The organism is Bacillus fungorum, assembly GCF_002746455.1.
Lineage (GTDB): Bacteria > Bacillota > Bacilli > Bacillales > Bacillaceae_G > Bacillus_A > Bacillus_A fungorum.
In genome coordinates this window covers 72436-89917 of the sequence record NZ_NWUW01000021.1, presented here as the reverse complement: position 1 = coordinate 89917, position 17482 = coordinate 72436, and the positions used below count along the sequence as shown (strand labels likewise).

The following is a 17482-nucleotide window of genomic DNA, read 5'->3' as shown; positions in this document are numbered from 1 at the left end:
CCGCTAACTTCATAAGAGCAAGCTCTTAATCCATTCGCTCGACTTGCATGTATTAGGCACGCCGCCAGCGTTCATCCTGAGCCAGGATCAAACTCTCCAATAAAGTTAGTTTGTCTAGCATCTAAAAATAAAAATTGACGTTTCACGTTGTTTGTTTCGTTCAGTTTTCAAAGAACTACTTCGTCGCTCATTTGCGACTTCCTTATGTTAACATCTTCGTTTTTCGATGTCAACTAAGTTTTTTAATTTCTTTTTTTGTCGTTTTCTGCATTTTCGCATCAGCGACGGTTATTAATATATCATGCAGAAAAATGAAATGCAACACCTTTTGAAAACTTTTTTTAAATTAACTACATTTCTTTTTTTATATCATATACTTAAACGAAATATCTCTTTCATGTATGAGCAATTCCTACATATATTCTATATAAAGTTACTCTATCAAAAAGCGTTTCTTTCTATAATAAATGTTTTATTCATATACCATATCATACAAGGAGGAATATATATGGACTATACCGATTTATTAATCAAACTAGGTCTCTCGGCTATTTTAGGATTCGCTATCGGTTTAGAGCGCGAATTAAAACGTAAACCACTTGGTTTAAAAACTTGTTTAGTTATTTCTATCATTAGTTGCCTCCTGACGATTGTTTCTATTAAAGCGGCTTACAATTTACCACATACCGATCATATGAATATGGATCCCCTTCGACTTGCCGCTCAAATTGTATCAGGAATCGGTTTTTTAGGTGCCGGTGTTATTTTACGTAGAGGAAATGATAGTATTGCCGGATTAACGACTGCTGCTATGATCTGGGGTGCTTCCGGTATTGGTATTGCTGTTGGGGCCGGATTCTATATCGAAGCCATTTTCGGGATGTGTTTCCTTATGATTAGTGTCGAACTTATACCATTAACAATGAAATTTGTAGGACCAAGATCATTTCGCCAACGTGATATCGCGGTAAAACTTGTTGTGCGAAATATGGACAATATCCCAATTGTAATTGAAGAAATAAAAGAAATGGATATAAAAGTTAAGAATATGAAGCTCAAAACATTGGAGAATGGCTCGCACTATTTACATTTGAAGTTATCTATCGATCAAAAAAGACATACTGCTGATGTTTACTACGCTCTCCAGCATCTTGAAAGTGTTCAACAAACTGAAGTGGAAAGTATGTAATGTAAAACAAACTCTCTTTTAAATTAGAGAGTTTTTCTTTTTTCTATAATGGTAACAATGAATGTAGTCCTGCAAAATAAGGAGGAATAAGAGTTTGAAATCCCGCCCAAATTTAGTAGATACATTTCGTGATTCCATTATTTTTCGTTTAATTTCCTTTATTGTTGTACTTACTGTTTTTTCTGGCTTTCTTATACATAGATTAGAGCCATCACACTTTACAACATGGTTTGATGGAATTTGGTGGTCAATCGTTACAATTTTCACTGTTGGCTATGGTGACTTTGCCCCGTATACACTAATAGGCAAACTTATCGGTATGGGTATTATTTTATTTGGAACCGGTTTTTGTTCTTATTATATGGTTCTATTCGCCACTGATATGATTAATAAACAATATATGAAAGTTAAAGGAGAAGAAGCTGCAACTTCTAACGGTCATATGATTATTGTCGGCTGGAACGAACGGGCAAAACATGTTGTAAAACAAATGCACGTTTTACAACCGAACCTTGATATCGTTTTAATTGATGAAACACTTTCTTTACTTCCAAAACCATTTCATCATTTAGAATTCATAAAGGGGTGCCCCCATCACGATCAAACTTTATTAAAAGCTAACATTACAACAGCCCACACTATATTAATAACAGCTGATAAAGAAAAAAATGAAAGCTTAGCAGATACACAGTCCATTTTAAATATTTTAACTGCAAAAGGGCTCAATCCAAACATTCACTGCATCGCTGAACTTCTTACTTCTGAACAAATACAAAATGCAACGAGAGCTGGTGCATCAGAAATTATAGAAGGAAATAAATTAACGAGCTATGTATTTACAGCTTCTCTTTTATTTCCTTCCATTTCAGGTGTACTATTCTCACTTTATGATGAAATCTCTGATAATAAATTACAACTGATGGAGCTTCCTCCGTCCTACACCGGACAAACTTTTGCAAATTGCAGTTATACTCTTTTAAAGCAAAATATTCTCTTACTAGGTATAAAGCGTGACGAACAATTTATGATTAATCCAGTACATTCCTTTGTTCTCATTGAGAGCGACATACTCATTGTTATTCACCATTAAGAAAATGTTTTTCTAGTTCCTGAATAAGCACTTTCCCAATATTGATATATTTTCTTTTTACATCTCCATCTGGATCTTTCGGCTCAGCAAATTGATCTATTCCACTCGTACCAGCCGTTAAAGTATTAACATGATCATCTAGTTCGTCTTGATATACGTGCGAAAGAATATACGGCGTTTCAAGACGGACGATTACGCCAGGCACATCTAATTCGCCGTTCACCGCTGTAAATGGCACTCGTAAAAATTGATAACCATCTTCTTCATCGATTTTATAATCAAAGCATCCTTTATCATAATCCCAATTGCCACCAATGCTATATCCAAGTGGGTTCATAACCTCTTCTAACTTATATAACGCATATGTACGTCCTTCTAAATTTGATTGAATTTGAATCAAGCCCATCCCTCCTAGACTTTTTCTTTAGCATACCCACTCTAGTTTGAATATACTGATGGACTTTTCGATAAAATAATAAAAAGCGACCGGAATCGGTCGCTTTTTATTATTTTAAACGCTCTTCTAATTCTGCTTTTAACTCTTCAAATCCTGGTTTACCAAGTAAAGCAAACATGTTTTTCTTGTATGCTTCTACTCCTGGTTGGTCAAATGGATTTACACCTAATAAATAGCCGCTCATCGCACATGCTTTTTCAAAGAAGTATACAAGGTAACCGAATGTGTACTCATTTAATTCAGGGATATTTACGATTAAGTTTGGTACTCCACCATCGCTATGTGCAAGTAATGTACCCTCGTATGCTTTTGTGTTTACGAAGTCTACAGTTTCACCAGCAAGGTAGTTTAATCCATCTAAATCGTTGTCTTCTAATTCGATTTTTAGTTCATGTGTAGATTTACCTACTTTCAGAACTGTTTCAAATAAGTCACGACGACCTTCTTGAACGTATTGACCTAATGAGTGTAAGTCAGTTGAGAAGTTTGCTGAAGATGGGAAAATACCTTTTTGATCTTTTCCTTCACTTTCACCAAATAACTGTTTCCACCACTCAGCGAAGTATTGAAGTGCTGGCTCATAGTTAACAAGCATTTCAATTGTTTTTCCTTTATTGTATAAGGCGTTACGAACTACTGCGTATTGGTAAGCTGGGTTTTCTTCTAGTTCTGATGTTCCGAAGTCATCATGGCCAGCAGCTGCACCTTTCATCATCTCTTCAATATTTAAGCCACTTACTGCGATTGGTAATAAACCAACTGGCGTTAATACAGAGAAACGTCCTCCAACATCATCTGGAATGACGAATGTTTCGTAACCTTCATTATCAGCTAATGTTTTTAATGCACCACGTGCTTTATCTGTAGTTGCATAAATACGTTTGCGAGCTGCTTCTTTTCCATATTTCTCTTCTAATAATTTACGGAAAATACGGAATGCTAGTGCTGGCTCTGTTGTTGTACCTGATTTGGAAATAACGTTAATAGAGAAGTCTTTACCTTCTAATACATCCATTAAATCTTTCATGTAAGTGGAGCTAATGTTTTGTCCAACAAATAGCACTTGTGGAGTTTTACGTTGTTCTTTAGAAAGCGTGTTGTAGAAAGAATGGTTTAACATTTCGATTGCTGCACGTGCCCCTAAGTAAGAACCACCGATACCTACAACAAGTAAAATGTCAGAGTCATTTTTAATTTTTTCTGCGCATTTTTGAATGCGAACGAATTCTTCTTTGTCATATTGAAGCGGAAGGTCTACCCACCCAAGGAAATCGTTCCCAGCTCCAGTTTTTTCGTGGATTGCGTGATGTGTTACTTTCACTGCATCACGTAAATAAGTGATTTCATGTTCACCGATGAAGGATAACGCTTTAGAATAGTCGAACGTTACATGTGTACTCATCTTTTTCCCTCCAATTATGGATATGTATTTCTGTATTCACTTTAGCGAAACTGAAGTTGTAAATCAAGCGATTCAACCATTGTAAACGTAACCAATATATATTTTTTAGAAAAAGTTCATTTTTTGCATAAAAATTCGCATTTTTCGGTATAGATGTATATACATCCTATTTCAAACATTTTTTATGTATAAAAACAACATAACTACACCATTCTATAAAAGAGTTAATTAACTCATAGCTTGCTTATGCTTCACAATTAAGGGGGGCTTTTTCATGAGTACTCTGCAACGTATCGCATTAGTCTTTACTGTAATTGGTGCTGTGAACTGGGGACTAATCGGGTTCTTCCAGTTTGACTTAGTGGCAGCCATTTTTGGTGGGCAAAACTCAGCTCTCGCACGTATTATTTACGGCATCGTCGGTATTTCTGGGCTTATCAATCTTGGTTTACTCTTTAAACCATCAGAAAATCTTAGCACTCACCCAGAAACGAACGAAATTCGCTAGTCGGTATGTCTTTACTTCACCTCCGACATACGAATATGATTGCATGCAATCATATTTGCAAATATATATCATAAGACAAAGTAAAAGAGGAACGCTCATATGCGCTCCTCTTTTACTTTGTTAACTCGGACTCTTCAATCCATTCGGTTAGCTTTTCTCGCAGCGTATTAAATCCGTTCTCAGATGGATTCGGTATAAGGATTCGCCCTTGTTTTCTTCTCGCCGCTTTTAACGATAAACTCATTTTTCTGTGTTCTTCATCAATTGAAAGTACTTTTACTTCTACTGTATCGCCGACTTTTAAAAAGTCATGAATATCCTTTACATATCCATTTGTAATTTCAGATATATGCACAAGCCCTTGTGTTTCTGCATCTAACGCTACAAATGCTCCGTAATCTTGAATCCCAGTCACTTTCCCTGTTACAACCACTCCAGTTGTATATTGTTCTGACATATGAAACACTCCCATACGTTACCATTTTCTCTACAATTGTAGATAGTAAAGCAGATGATTTATTGTTAAATATCCGATTAGTTAGTACGTACCCTAAGTAAAGCTACTCAGGATATGCATACCTTATATTAGTAAATTATACCACTATGACAGAACTCATTCAAAATTAACGAAAAATTTCCTAGAGTACGTATAATTTTCTAATATTGGGATAGAATACTAACACATGGCTTTCTAGTATTCCCCCCCTTTTATGGACAAAACGTATTATGTTTTGTCCTTTTTTTATTTTCTATAAACCGTTCCATTCTCTTCATTGCTTCCATAAGTTGTTCAAGCGATGTTGCATACGAACAACGAATAAATCCTTCACCACTCCCGCCAAATACACTTCCAGGTACAACAGCCACCTTTTCTTCTAATAATAACTGTTCTGCAAATTCCGCCGAAGATAGTCCAGTTGAAGAAATAGAAGGGAAGACATAAAATGCTCCGCCCGGCACATGACACGTTAATCCCATTTCATTGAAAGATGTCGTCATAAAATAACGGCGTTTCTTATAACTATCTCTCATCCGAATTACTTCATCATTCCCCGCGCGTAACGCTTCAAGTGCTGCGAACTGAGACATCGTCGGTGCACACATCATGGAATATTGGTGAATTTTGAGCATTAATTCTGAAAAATGAAGAGGAGCTGCAATCATACCGAGGCGCCATCCTGTCATCGCAAATCCTTTTGAAAATCCTGAAATTAAAATCGTATGCTCGCGCATATTTTTAATACTCGCGAAACTTGTATATGCTTCGTCGTATACAAGCTCTGCATAAATTTCATCAGATAATACGATTAAATTGTATTTCTCAACAATCACTGCTATTTCTTCAAGCTCAAGTTTATTTAACATCGCACCTGTTGGGTTATTTGGTGAACAAAGTAAAATTGCCTTTGTTTTCGCTGTAATGGCTGCTTCAATTTGTTCTGGTTGTACTTTAAACTCATTTTCTAAAGTAGTCGCCACAGGAACCGGAACTCCTCCAGCTAATGTCACAAGCGGTGCATAAGAAACGAAACTTGGTTCAATAATGAGTACTTCATCATCAGGATTTATAATGGCGCGCATCGCTACATCTAACGCCTGACTTGCTCCAACTGTAACAATGATTTCATCGTTTGGATCATAAGATACTGCAAATTGTTTTTTTAGATACTTTGCTATTTCTTGACGGAGCTCCAATAATCCTGCATTTGCTGTATATGACGTATATCCTTGTTCTAAAGAACGGATACATGCTTGCCTCACGTTCCAAGGTGTAACAAAGTCAGGCTCTCCTACTCCAAGGGAAATAACACCTTTCATATTTGCTGCTAAATCGAAAAACTTTCGAATACCAGATGGTTGTAAAGATTCTGCCGCTCTAGATAGTTCAAATTGCTTCATGGTGTCACCACAATTCGCTTATCATCATCGTTTTTTTCATAAATAATTCCCTCATGCTTATACTTTTTCAAAATGAAATGCGTTGTCGTAGAAACGACAGATTCAATTGTTGCTAATTTCTCAGAAACAAACATCGCTACTTCTCCCATTGTCTTTCCTTCTAATGTAATAGAAAGATCGTATGTCCCTGACATTAAATACACAGACTTTACTTCTGAATAACGATAAATTTGTTCAGCAACCGCATCGAATCCAACGCCGTGCTTTGGCGTAACTTTCACATCGATCATCGCCGTTAAGCCTGTATGTTCTTTCACCTTCGTCCAATCAATATGTGTGACATAATCCACGATAATCTTTTCCGCTTCTAATTTTTCAACCATTTTCTTTACTTCTTCTACTTCTATATTTAACAGCTTCGCTAATGTATCTACAGATAATTGACTACTTTTTTCAAGACAAGCTAATAATTCTAATTCTTTTTCTGTCACCATATAAATCATCCTTTCTTTTCGTTTGTGTCTAAATTATACAAATACCGTTTCCAGTTTGAAAAGAAGATTTTTTTAGTGAATTATGTCAAAATAAGGTGTAACTTTAATCATCGGAAAAATGCGTGATAAAGCGAAAGGGGATGGAACCGTGAAACCAAAAATTTATATTGCTGAACCAGTTCCAACATTTGTAGAAAACTATTTATCAAAGCACTGTGATTATGAGAAATGGGAGCAAAATGAGAAGGTACCTCGTGATGTTCTATTGGAGAAAATACAAGATAAAGATGGTTTATTAAATTTTGGATCTGCTATTAATGAAGAATTATTGGAGGCGGCTCCTAACTTAAAAGTAGTGAGCAACATTTCTGTCGGTTACGATAATTTTGATTTACAAGCGATGGAAAAGCGCAATGTCATCGGAACAAATACACCATACGTACTAGATGATACAGTAGCTGACCTCGTTTTCGCCCTGATGTTATCTGCTGGTCGTCGTGTTTGTGAACTCGACTCCTACGTAAAAAATGGCGAATGGAATGCCGAAATTGGAAAAGAGCACTTTGGCCTAGATGTACACCATAGTACAATTGGGATTATCGGAATGGGCCGAATCGGAGAAGCCGTTGCAAAACGAGCAAAATTCGGATTTGATATGAATGTCCTTTATTATAACCGTCGCCGTAAAGAAGAAGCAGAGCAAAAATTCGATGCTACATATTGCGATTTACAGACGCTACTCAAACAGGCTGACTTTATTGTTCTTCTTACTCCATTAACAGATGAAACGTATCATCTTATCGGAGAAAAGGAATTTTCATTAATGAAAGAAACAGCTATCTTCATTAATGCTTCTCGCGGGAAAACAGTAGATGAAGAAGCGTTAATCCATGCGTTAACAGAAAAGAAAATCTTTGCAGCAGGCATCGATACTTTTACACAAGAGCCAATTCAAAAAGATAATCCACTCTTATCATTACAAAATGTTGTGACTTTACCGCACATCGGATCTGCAACATTAAAAACTAGGCAGCAAATGGCTATGACAGCCGCTGAAAATTTAGTTGCAGGGTTACAAGGAAAAACACCGCCTAATATTGTTCGCAGATAATAATGAATAAGCGAAAGGCAAGATGACATCGTCATCTTGCCTTTTTTTGTTAACATATTTTTTTCTTCCTTGGAGATGATATGAACAAAAATCAATGGAGTGACAAAAAATGAATCACGAATATACTTGTCCTTATTTCACTTTTTCCACTCGCGGCACGACGGTTCATTACGAATTGTATGAACATAATAATAAAACGGAACGTCCTACTTTCGTACTCGTTCACGGCTTCTTATCTTCCTCATTCAGTTACCGCCGTCTTATTCCTTTACTATCGAAAGAAGGGACAGTCATTGCTCTTGATTTACCACCGTTCGGAAAAAGTGATAAGTCTCATCTGTTTAAGTATTCTTATCACAATTTAGCAACGATTATTATTGATTTAATTGAACACTTATCTCTCTCAAATATTGTGTTAGTTGGGCATTCTATGGGTGGGCAAATTTCTCTTTATGTAAACCGTATACGTCCTGAATTAATCTCAAAGACAATTTTACTATGTAGCTCTAGCTATTTAGCACGCGCAACTTTGCCTTTACTGTATTCTTCTTATTTACCGTTCTTTCATTTATACGTAAAGAACTGGATTATACGGCGCGGAATCGTTCATAACTTAATGAATGTCGTTCATGACCACTCATTAATTGACGACGAAATGAAGGAAGGTTACTCCGCTCCTTTTTATGACAATCGTATATTCCCCGCTTTAACTCGTATGATACGAGACCGTGAAGGTGACTTATCTTCAACTGAATTACAAAAAATCGAAACACCTACACTACTCATTTGGGGTGAAAAGGATCGCGTCGTCCCTGTACATGTAGGTCATCGTCTACACAAAGATTTACCGAATTCGAAATTTATTTCTTACGAAAACACAGGGCATTTACTACCTGAAGAAAAACCTGAACACGTTTATGAAGAAATCATCGCTTTTTCTGCGCAATAATGTGAAAGGCTGTCGGAAATTCCGACAGCCTACAATGAACAACTTCCGCCTTCTTTTACTACAAGTAATTCCACAGCTAACTTCTCACATTTTTCAAGCGCAGGTACTTCCTCAAAAGACATAAAGTATATATGTTGAATCTTCTTTGCGATGTATTTTGGATCATCAAACACACTTGCGACGTTCACAACATCGCTCGCTTCTGTTTCATAAAACTCCGGTCCCATTTGAAACGGATCCCAATTCTTCACAACCTCTATCATCTTTTCATATGTACCCATTCGCTTCCCGCCTTTTCACTTTTTAATACTTTTCTTTATCCTATCACATCAGCTATTCTATAAGAAGAGAGAGAACTTTCATAACTTAACGGTTTTACAGAAGAAGGGGGCAAACTTATGCAACTATTTCATAAAACAGTCAATCGACGTGGAACGCATAGTATAAAATGGGATACATATAAAAACGAAGAACTTATCCATGCTTGGATTGCTGATATGGATTTTGAAGTACCACAACCAATTCAAACTGCTTTAAAGAAACGTGTCGAGCATCCTATTTTCGGCTATACACTTCCTCCCGAAAATATTGGAGATATTATTTGTAACTGGACCAAAAAACAGTACAACTGGGATATTCAAAAAGAATGGATTGTCTTTAGCGCGGGAATCGTTCCAGCTCTTAGTACGAGCATACAGGCCTTCACAAAGGAAAATGAATCCGTTCTTGTACAACCACCTATTTATCCCCCATTTTTCGAAATGGTCACAACAAACAACAGACAATTATGCGTAAGTCCATTACAGAAACAAAATGATACATATACGATAGACTTTAAGCATTTAGAAAAGCAATTTCAACAAGGCGTCAAACTCATGCTTCTTTGTAGCCCTCACAATCCAATCGGGCGCGTTTGGTCAAAAGGGGAACTCACACAGCTTGGCGCGTTATGTACAAAATATAATGTAATCGTTATCGCGGATGAAATTCATTCCGATATTATTTACGCAGACCATACACATACACCGTTCGCTTCCTTATCTGAAGAATTAGCAGCGCGCACGATTACTTGTATGGCTCCGAGTAAAACATTTAATATCGCGGGATTACAAGCATCGATTATTATCATTCCAAACGAAAAACTCCGTCAAACCTTTACATCGATCCAATATAGACAAGGCTTCCACGGATTAAATCTATTCGCCTATACAGCGATGCAAAGTGCCTATACAGAATGTAACGATTGGCTAAATGAAATTCGATTATATATAGAAGATAACGCTCAATTCGCTTGTGAATATATTAAAGATCACATACCTGCTCTTTCTGTAACGAAGCCAGAAGGTAGCTTTTTATTATGGATTGATTGCTCTCGCCTACAGCTTTCTCAAAATGAGCGCACCACATTACTTGAGGAAAAAGGGAAAATTATCGTTGAGCCTGGTGAGAAATACGGATTAGGCGGAGAAGAACATATTCGAATTAACATCGGCTGTCCAAGATCTGTTTTAGAAGAAATTTTAAATAGACTGCGCCATTCGTTTTCATAATAAGAAAAGAGGTTTGGACAACTTCCTGTATCAATATCTTTTCAACTACGTCTCACAAAAAAAGCTACCATGCACGGTAGCTTTTACTTCTTCTTCATATCCGACGCTTTTTTTACAATGACACCACAAGCAATTCGATCACCGGATTTCCCTGTCGGTTGTGTCATACCATCATCAGCGTTTTCTGTAATAATAATAGATGCTCCATCTTTTCTATGAATCGTCGTTTTTCCTTCTTCCAGCGTTATATGCGGCGCATCGATTTCCGCTTTAATCTTTCCAGTACCGTCTGCAATTACGTTCGGTAAATCACCGTTTTCTGCCCCCTTTGGATTAAGAAGTCCATGCTTTTTATTATCAGGATTAAAATGATTCCCAGATGATTCAAAACGTGGTGCTTTACACTCACCAATTTCGTGTACATGTATGCCGTGCGGGCCAGGTGCGAAACCTTCCCCTTTAATCGTAATTTTCACTCCGCTTGTTTGCTGCACTACTTTCGCAGTCGCCACTTCATCACCAGAAGCATTATGTAATTTCACGTCAATTTCTTTCGGCTTTCCTTGGTCACAACCTGCCATCAGAAATAATAAACAACAACAACAACTAAAAAAAAGCCGTTTTTTCATTCGATTCCCTCCAAAATATATTCTGCCCTTAGATTGTCCGAGCATAGAGGGAAACATACAAAAATGAGTTACTGTTTCTTTTCCGCTAAAAGTTTTTCTTCAACTTTCTGCAATCGCTCCGCTTCTCGTTTTGATACACGAATGAACATACGCCACGTAGCAACGGCACCAATGATAAATAGAACGCAAACAATCCCTGGAATAATGTATTCTGTTTTATCTTCCGGAAAATATAAAGGCATCATATCAAACACTCCTTATTATAGGATTCAAAAAAACATCAGAATTTTCTGTTATATCAATTTAAATTATAGTTGAACCGATTCATATTCTCAAGTGGGCGTTCCGAAAGCGAATGATTTCTTTGACTCCTTCTCCTACTTTCCTTACTATAAACTTGAGGTGAAAAATATGAGAGAAACATTTGAAATTGGCGAAATCGTTACTGGTATTTATAAAACTGGAAAATACATCGGCGAAGTTACAAATAGCCGTCCTGGCAGTTACGTCGTAAAAGTATTAGCTGTTTTAAAACATCCGGTGCAAGGTGACTTACATAACGTAAAACAAGCTGACGTACCATTTTTCCATGAAAGACGTGCTTTAGCTTTCCGTGAACAGACGAACATTCCAGAGCAAATGGTGAAGAAATATGAAGGAGAAATTCCAGATTATACAGAGTCACTCAAATTAGCATTAGAAACTCAAATGAATTCATTTTTTGAAGATGATTCACCTTTTGCGGTTCGTAGTCTAGAAACATTAGAGCAGTTAAGAAAAGACTACAAACTTTAAAAAACAAAACGACCAAATTACACACTGTGCAATTTGGTCGTTACTGTGTACTCACTTTCTTTAACACTTTTGAAAAATCAACGAGTTCTCCTAATGTTGGAGGTGCTGGTTTCACTAAATATTCTTTATCTTTCTCTACTAATTTAAAAATATTATACGTCGTCATCGCATCATCTAGCGCACAATGATGCTTACCCGTCCCTACTTTTCCATACGCCTCAATTGCTTTCCACAATCCCGTTTGATTTCGTTCACCAAAAAATTTCTTATACTCCAGTGATAAATCACGACACTGTCCTAAGAACGGAAAGTCTACTCCCGCCTTTTCACAATTATGCTTCAACACTTTCATATCCATATTTCCCCACGTAACAATGGTCGGCTTACATCTCTTTTCATATTCTGCAAGTTTTTCAACGAGTTCTGGAAACGAAATTCCTTTATCTACGACTTCTTGTTTAATTCCTAAAAATTTCTTACATCGATCTGTTAAAGAAGGAAAAGTCTTCGGCCTAACATGAGCTGAATACGTATCTTCTACCTTACAGCCGACAACCGAAACGAGTCCTACCTCAATAATCTCCGGGAAAAATCCTTTTGGTTTTTTTCTGTGCTGGGGCATCGTAAACTCAAAATCCAAAAATAAAAATTGTTGTTCATCCATACGATCCCTTCCTTATCATCTTTGTCATTCCTTTCTATTTGACACTCCTACACGAACAAGCTCGAATGCTAATTCCATTTTAAATATTCAGATTGGATGTATCTTATATATATGTCAAATGCCCGCAAATATTTTTAAAAATAAGAAAAAGTAACAGTTGCAGAAAATATAACAAAATACGCCCTTTCATTTACATCCGACATTTCTCTAATTTATAATGACGTTATGTGTGTTTCATCTAGTTAATTTTTGACACACTAAGAAAAGTGAATGAAAGGAGATGAGAGTTTTGCACGAAACAACGCAAGAGCTCGCAAACTGGCAGTATTATTTTGCTATCGCAGTCTTTTTAATTACATATGCCATTATTATTTCTGAAAAAATCAATCGTGCTGTCATCGCACTTCTTGGTGCAGCACTCATGGTAATTATGGGGGTCGTTGATTTACACAACGCCTTTACGAAACATATTGAATGGGGGACGATTACACTACTCATCGGTATGATGATTTTGGTGAACATTACGAGTAAATCGGGTGTCTTCCAATACGTTGCCATTAAAGCAGCAAAAGGAGCGCAAGGAAATCCAATTAAAATTTTAATTTCCCTTTCCTTACTTACTGCGCTTGGTTCCGCATTTTTAGATAACGTTACAACTGTACTTCTTGTTGTTCCAGTTACTTTATCTATTACGCGCATACTGCAAGTAAATCCTGTTCCTTATTTACTTTCTGAAATTATTTTTTCAAACATCGGGGGAACAGCAACATTAATTGGTGATCCACCTAACATTATGATCGGTTCTGCAAATAAGCATTTAGATTTCAATGCATTCTTGCTAAACTTAGCGCCAATCGTAATTATTATTATTGCAGTGACAGCAGTAATACTTTACTTCATGTACCGTAAACAATTAATTGCTGATCCTGTACAAGTTAAAAAATTAATGAGTTTAGATGAAAAGCAATACATTAAAGATCCAGTATTAATGAAAAAATCTTTAACAGTACTTGGACTTACAATCGTAGGTTTCATGACTCATTCGATCTTCCATGTTGATGCAGCTATCATCGCCTTAACTGGTGCTACTGTACTTATGCTAATCGGTGTGAAAGAGCATGAAATTGAAGAGGTATTCGCAAGTGTAGAATGGGTAACAATCTTCTTCTTCGCAGGATTATTCGTACTCGTTGGAGGACTTATCGATATCGGTCTTATCAAAATGTTAGCTCAAAAAGTAATTGGCATAACGGGCGGAGATATTTCTTACGCATCTATCCTTATTTTATGGGTATCTGGTATCGCCTCTGCAACAATTGATAACATTCCATTCGTTGCAACAATGATCCCACTTATTAACGATATGGCAGTTGGGCTAGGTTTATCACCTTCTGACGCACAAATCGACGTATTATGGTGGGCATTAGCATTAGGTGCTTGTCTGGGCGGAAACGGAACATTAATCGGAGCTTCAGCTAACGTAATTGTCGCAGGTATCGCAAGCCGCGAAGGACATAAGTTTAGCTACATGGACTTCCTTAAAGTCGGTTTCCCAATTATGATTGTTTCATTAATCATTTCTCATATTTATATTTATGTACGCTACCTTATGTAGTAGAAAAAGCGCCCAAATAAACAGGGCGCTTTTTTCATTACACATATTTAAAATATATCAACAAAAAATAACAAACCTACTCGTTATACCTTACCGGCTCATTTCGAATAATGAACAAATGAATTGGCAAGAACACTGAAAATGTGATTACATGAATAATCGTAAATAATATAGAGTTCGTTCCATATCTGTCTAAGATAGCGTAAATGAGATAAATAGACAATACAAGTGATACAGCTGTTGCTATTAAATATAGAATTGGTACGAAATTAAAAATGAAACATGCGACATATATACCGAATACTTTCCATCCTGCTTCTTCTTTCAAGAAATCGGGTAATTTGTCTTTCGCTAAATCGCCCCATATCTTACTATTTACAAAAGGAATAAATGCAAGAACACCATCCGTTGCACCATCATTTTTCGCCATCGTATACAGTGCAAAAGCCGTTAACAAATACGCAATAACTGCCCAAATCAATATAACAAGAATAAACGCAAAACTAAGAGCAAAGAAACCTGCTAGTATGCCTTGATCTTCCATCTTATCCTCTCCTCTCTACTTTCAACATATTTCATTCCATGGCAAGTTATGTTTTAAAATTTATCCAAACTCTCTGTATAATAATAGGAGTAAGATAATAAGAGAGGAGAACAACCGATGCATCCATTTGTAAAAGCACTACAAGAGCATTTTACAGCTCATCAAAATCCTGAAAAAGCAGAACCGATGGCACGTTATATGAAAAACCATTTCCCATTTCTCGGCATTCAAACTCCCGAGAGAAGACAATTATTAAAAGATGTCATTCAAATACATACTCTCCCAGATCAAAAAGACTTCCAAATTATCGTGCGTGAGCTTTGGGACTTACCAGAACGTGAATTTCAAGCAGCCGCACTTGATATTATGCAAAAATATAAAAAACATATAAACGAAACTCATATCCCCTTCTTAGAAGAACTCATTGTAACAAAATCTTGGTGGGACACTGTTGATAGCATCGTCCCTACATTTTTAGGCGATATCTTTTTAAAACATCCGGAATTGATTTCTGCCTATATTCCAAAATGGATTGCATCCGACAACATATGGTTACAACGCGCAGCTATTTTGTTCCAGCTAAAATATAAACAAAAGATGGATGAAGAACTTCTTTTCTGGATGATTGGACAACTACATTCTTCAAAAGAATTTTTCATTCAAAAAGCGATCGGCTGGGTCCTTCGTGAATATGCAAAAACAAAGCCCGGTGTCGTTTGGGAATACGTGCAAAATAACGAGCTTGCCCCGCTCAGCAGGCGTGAAGCAATTAAGCACATTAAACAAAATTACGGAATAAATAACGAAAAAATAGGTGAGACTCTATCATAGATAGACGCGTTCCTCTATTGAGATTTAAAAAAGAACGTGTTAGAATATGTTCATTATTATTAATATAAGTAGCGATGACGGACTTATAAGTACTTGCACAAAAAGCGATTCAGGGATAGTGAAAGCCTGAAGCCGCAAGGAAACGGCAGTCTCGAGCAATACGTGATAAAGTGGATGCACCTTTTGTGTATCAACTAGGGTGGAACCGCGGGCAAACGCTCGTCCCTAGGCAATTAAGCCTTGGGATGAGCGTTTTTTTATGTTTTTTAAAGCATATACTGCTCGTTTCACAAGTTACCTGAGCACGTCATCGCCAATACGTTAACTTTCAAAAGGAGGATTTTATTATGTATTCAATGGAACAAGTTGTAAACTTAGCGAAACATCGCGGTTTTGTTTTCCCTGGTTCTGAAATTTACGGTGGTCTTGCAAACACTTGGGATTACGGTCCACTTGGAATCGAATTAAAAAATAACGTTAAAAAAGCTTGGTGGAAAAAATTCATTCAAGAATCTCCATACAACGTTGGTTTAGACGCAGCTATTTTAATGAACCCAAAAACTTGGATCGCTTCTGGTCACGTTGGTAACTTCAACGATCCAATGATCGACTGTAAAAAATGTAAAGCGCGTCACCGTGCTGACAAATTAATTGAAGATGCATTAGATGCAAAAGGCATCGAAATGGTTGTTGATGGTCTTACTTTCGACCAAATGGCTGACTTAATGAAAGAACATGAAGTAAAATGTCCTGATTGCGGTAGTGAAGAATTCACTGAAATCCGTCAGTTCAACTTAATGTTCAAAACATTCCAAGGTGTTACAGAGTCTAGCACGAACGAAATCTTCCTTCGTCCTGAAACAGCACAAGGTATTTTCGTAAACTTCAAAAACGTACAACGCTCTATGCGTAAAAAACTTCCATTTGGTATTGGCCAAATCGGTAAGAGCTTCCGTAACGAAATCACGCCTGGTAACTTCACATTCCGTACACGTGAATTCGAACAAATGGAACTTGAATTCTTCTGTAAGCCTGGTGAAGATTTAGAGTGGTTCGCATTCTGGCGTGAGACTTGTAAGAACTGGTTACTTTCACTTGGTATGACTGAAGAAAGCATGCGTCTTCGTGACCACGGTGAAGAGGAGTTATCTCACTACAGTAACGCAACAACTGATATTGAATTCAAATTCCCATTCGGTTGGGGCGAACTATGGGGCGTTGCATCTCGTACAGATTTCGATTTAAAACGTCACATGGAACACTCAAACGAAGACTTTAACTATATCGATCCACAAACGAATGAGCGTTACGTACCGTACTGCATCGAGCCATCTTTAGGTGCTGACCGCGTAACATTAGCATTCTTATGTGATGCATATGAAGAAGAGCAATTAGAAAACGATTCTCGTACGGTTCTTCGTTTCCATCCTGCTTTAGCACCATACAAAGCAGCTATCTTACCATTATCTAAAAAGCTATCTGAAGGTGCTACTGAAGTATTCGCAGAACTAGCTAAAGACTTCATGGTAGACTTTGACGAAACTGGTTCTATCGGTAAACGTTACCGTCGTCAAGACGAAATTGGTACACCATTCTGTATCACTTATGACTTTGACTCAGTTGAAGACAAAGCTGTTACAGTACGTGACCGTGACACAATGGAACAAGTTCGTATGCCAATTAGCGAACTAAAAGGTTTCTTAGAAAAGAAAATCCAGTTCTAATTATAAGAAAAAGAGGCTGCTCATAAGAGCG

The 17482-nt window shown here is 37.0% G+C and carries 20 protein-coding genes and 1 rRNA gene; 10 read left to right on the top strand and 11 right to left on the bottom strand.

The genetic code is table 11. The annotated features are described in order from the left end of the window. Positions 1-103 (bottom strand): 16S ribosomal RNA (locus tag CO726_RS23260); the annotation flags it as partial. 405 nt (positions 104-508) lie between these two features. On the opposite strand from CO726_RS23260, the gene CO726_RS23250 reads away from it, so the two are divergent. Together CO726_RS23250 and CO726_RS23245 are read left to right on the top strand one after the other, a co-directional pair. Further along, on the top strand, positions 509-1189 hold the full coding sequence (locus tag CO726_RS23250; protein ID WP_088098208.1) for an MgtC/SapB family protein: 681 nt from the start codon (positions 509-511) through the stop codon (positions 1187-1189). Between the two features lie 94 nt (positions 1190-1283). Then, positions 1284-2279 carry a potassium channel family protein gene (locus CO726_RS23245; protein WP_099685832.1) on the top strand — a complete coding sequence of 332 codons (996 nt, stop codon included), beginning with the start codon at positions 1284-1286 and terminating at the stop codon, positions 2277-2279. Here the strand turns inward: CO726_RS23245 and CO726_RS23240 are convergent. Continuing rightward, entirely contained in the window at positions 2266-2679 is a 414-nt protein-coding gene (locus CO726_RS23240; RefSeq protein ID WP_136699830.1) for a YugN-like family protein, read from the bottom strand. The genes CO726_RS23245 and CO726_RS23240 overlap by 14 nt on opposite strands. A 106-nt stretch (positions 2680-2785) precedes the next feature. Then, complete coding sequence (locus CO726_RS23235; RefSeq protein WP_099685830.1) at positions 2786-4138, bottom strand: glucose-6-phosphate isomerase; 1353 nt, start codon at positions 4136-4138, stop codon at positions 2786-2788. A 274-nt stretch (positions 4139-4412) separates the two neighbouring features. Here CO726_RS23235 and CO726_RS23225 point away from each other — a divergent pair, with 274 nt between their 5' ends. After that, positions 4413-4646: a DUF378 domain-containing protein gene (locus CO726_RS23225; RefSeq protein ID WP_099685829.1), complete on the top strand. Its 234-nt coding sequence runs from the start codon at positions 4413-4415 to the stop codon at positions 4644-4646. 112 nt (positions 4647-4758) lie between these two features. Here CO726_RS23225 and yugI read toward each other — a convergent pair whose 3' ends face one another. From yugI to CO726_RS23210, 3 genes are all read right to left on the bottom strand, one after another. Then, on the bottom strand, positions 4759-5103 hold the full coding sequence (gene yugI, locus CO726_RS23220; protein ID WP_000003769.1) for a S1 domain-containing post-transcriptional regulator GSP13: 345 nt from the start codon (positions 5101-5103) through the stop codon (positions 4759-4761). A 251-nt stretch (positions 5104-5354) separates the two neighbouring features. Beyond that, positions 5355-6545 carry an aminotransferase gene (locus CO726_RS23215; protein ID WP_099685828.1) on the bottom strand — a complete coding sequence of 397 codons (1191 nt, stop codon included), beginning with the start codon at positions 6543-6545 and terminating at the stop codon, positions 5355-5357. Continuing rightward, on the bottom strand, positions 6542-7039 hold the full coding sequence (locus CO726_RS23210) for an Lrp/AsnC family transcriptional regulator (protein WP_136699829.1): 498 nt from the start codon (positions 7037-7039) through the stop codon (positions 6542-6544). The genes CO726_RS23215 and CO726_RS23210 overlap by 4 nt, the downstream gene beginning before the upstream one ends. A gap of 118 nt (positions 7040-7157) precedes the next feature. On the opposite strand from CO726_RS23210, the gene CO726_RS23205 reads away from it, so the two are divergent. Both CO726_RS23205 and CO726_RS23200 read left to right on the top strand, forming a co-directional pair. Next, positions 7158-8150, top strand: a complete 993-nt coding sequence (locus CO726_RS23205) for a 2-hydroxyacid dehydrogenase (protein ID WP_099685826.1) — start codon at positions 7158-7160, stop codon at positions 8148-8150. A gap of 109 nt (positions 8151-8259) precedes the next feature. Continuing rightward, positions 8260-9099 carry an alpha/beta fold hydrolase gene (locus tag CO726_RS23200; protein WP_099685825.1) on the top strand — a complete coding sequence of 280 codons (840 nt, stop codon included), beginning with the start codon at positions 8260-8262 and terminating at the stop codon, positions 9097-9099. Positions 9100-9128: 29 nt separating this feature from the next. On the opposite strand, the gene CO726_RS23195 is transcribed toward CO726_RS23200, so the two are convergent. Then, positions 9129-9380, bottom strand: coding sequence for a YugE family protein (locus CO726_RS23195; protein ID WP_099685824.1), 252 nt, complete (start codon positions 9378-9380; stop codon positions 9129-9131). Between the two features lie 117 nt (positions 9381-9497). Here CO726_RS23195 and CO726_RS23190 point away from each other — a divergent pair, with 117 nt between their 5' ends. After that, positions 9498-10649: a MalY/PatB family protein gene (locus CO726_RS23190; protein ID WP_099685823.1), complete on the top strand. Its 1152-nt coding sequence runs from the start codon at positions 9498-9500 to the stop codon at positions 10647-10649. 83 nt (positions 10650-10732) lie between these two features. Here the strand turns inward: CO726_RS23190 and sodC are convergent, their stop codons facing one another. Then, positions 10733-11278: a superoxide dismutase [Cu-Zn] gene (gene sodC, locus CO726_RS23185; protein ID WP_099685822.1), complete on the bottom strand. Its 546-nt coding sequence runs from the start codon at positions 11276-11278 to the stop codon at positions 10733-10735. Between the two features lie 68 nt (positions 11279-11346). Next, positions 11347-11523 carry a hypothetical protein gene (locus CO726_RS31895; RefSeq protein WP_000982763.1) on the bottom strand — a complete coding sequence of 59 codons (177 nt, stop codon included), beginning with the start codon at positions 11521-11523 and terminating at the stop codon, positions 11347-11349. A 166-nt stretch (positions 11524-11689) separates the two neighbouring features. Here CO726_RS31895 and kapB point away from each other — a divergent pair, with 166 nt between their 5' ends. Further along, complete coding sequence (gene kapB / locus CO726_RS23180) at positions 11690-12073, top strand: kinase-associated lipoprotein KapB (RefSeq protein ID WP_099685821.1); 384 nt, start codon at positions 11690-11692, stop codon at positions 12071-12073. Positions 12074-12113: 40 nt separating this feature from the next. On the opposite strand, the gene kapD is transcribed toward kapB, so the two are convergent. Continuing rightward, positions 12114-12737, bottom strand: a complete 624-nt coding sequence (gene kapD, locus CO726_RS23175; protein ID WP_000344316.1) for a 3'-5' exonuclease KapD — start codon at positions 12735-12737, stop codon at positions 12114-12116. 289 nt (positions 12738-13026) lie between these two features. Between kapD and CO726_RS23170 the strand changes: the two genes are divergently transcribed. Continuing rightward, complete coding sequence (locus CO726_RS23170) at positions 13027-14352, top strand: ArsB/NhaD family transporter (RefSeq protein WP_042875928.1); 1326 nt, start codon at positions 13027-13029, stop codon at positions 14350-14352. 76 nt (positions 14353-14428) lie between these two features. Here the strand turns inward: CO726_RS23170 and CO726_RS23165 are convergent, their stop codons facing one another. Further along, positions 14429-14896 (bottom strand): hypothetical protein, encoded by a 468-nt coding sequence (locus CO726_RS23165; protein ID WP_098759764.1) that lies wholly within the window; start codon positions 14894-14896, stop codon positions 14429-14431. A gap of 117 nt (positions 14897-15013) precedes the next feature. Here CO726_RS23165 and CO726_RS23160 point away from each other — a divergent pair, with 117 nt between their 5' ends. Together CO726_RS23160 and CO726_RS23150 are read left to right on the top strand one after the other, a co-directional pair. Further along, positions 15014-15727, top strand: coding sequence for a DNA alkylation repair protein (locus CO726_RS23160; RefSeq protein WP_099685820.1), 714 nt, complete (start codon positions 15014-15016; stop codon positions 15725-15727). A 347-nt stretch (positions 15728-16074) separates the two neighbouring features. Then, a complete protein-coding gene (locus tag CO726_RS23150; protein ID WP_000287154.1) occupies positions 16075-17451 on the top strand; it encodes a glycine--tRNA ligase in 1377 nt (458 codons plus the stop codon). Positions 17452-17482: the final 31 nt, after the last annotated feature.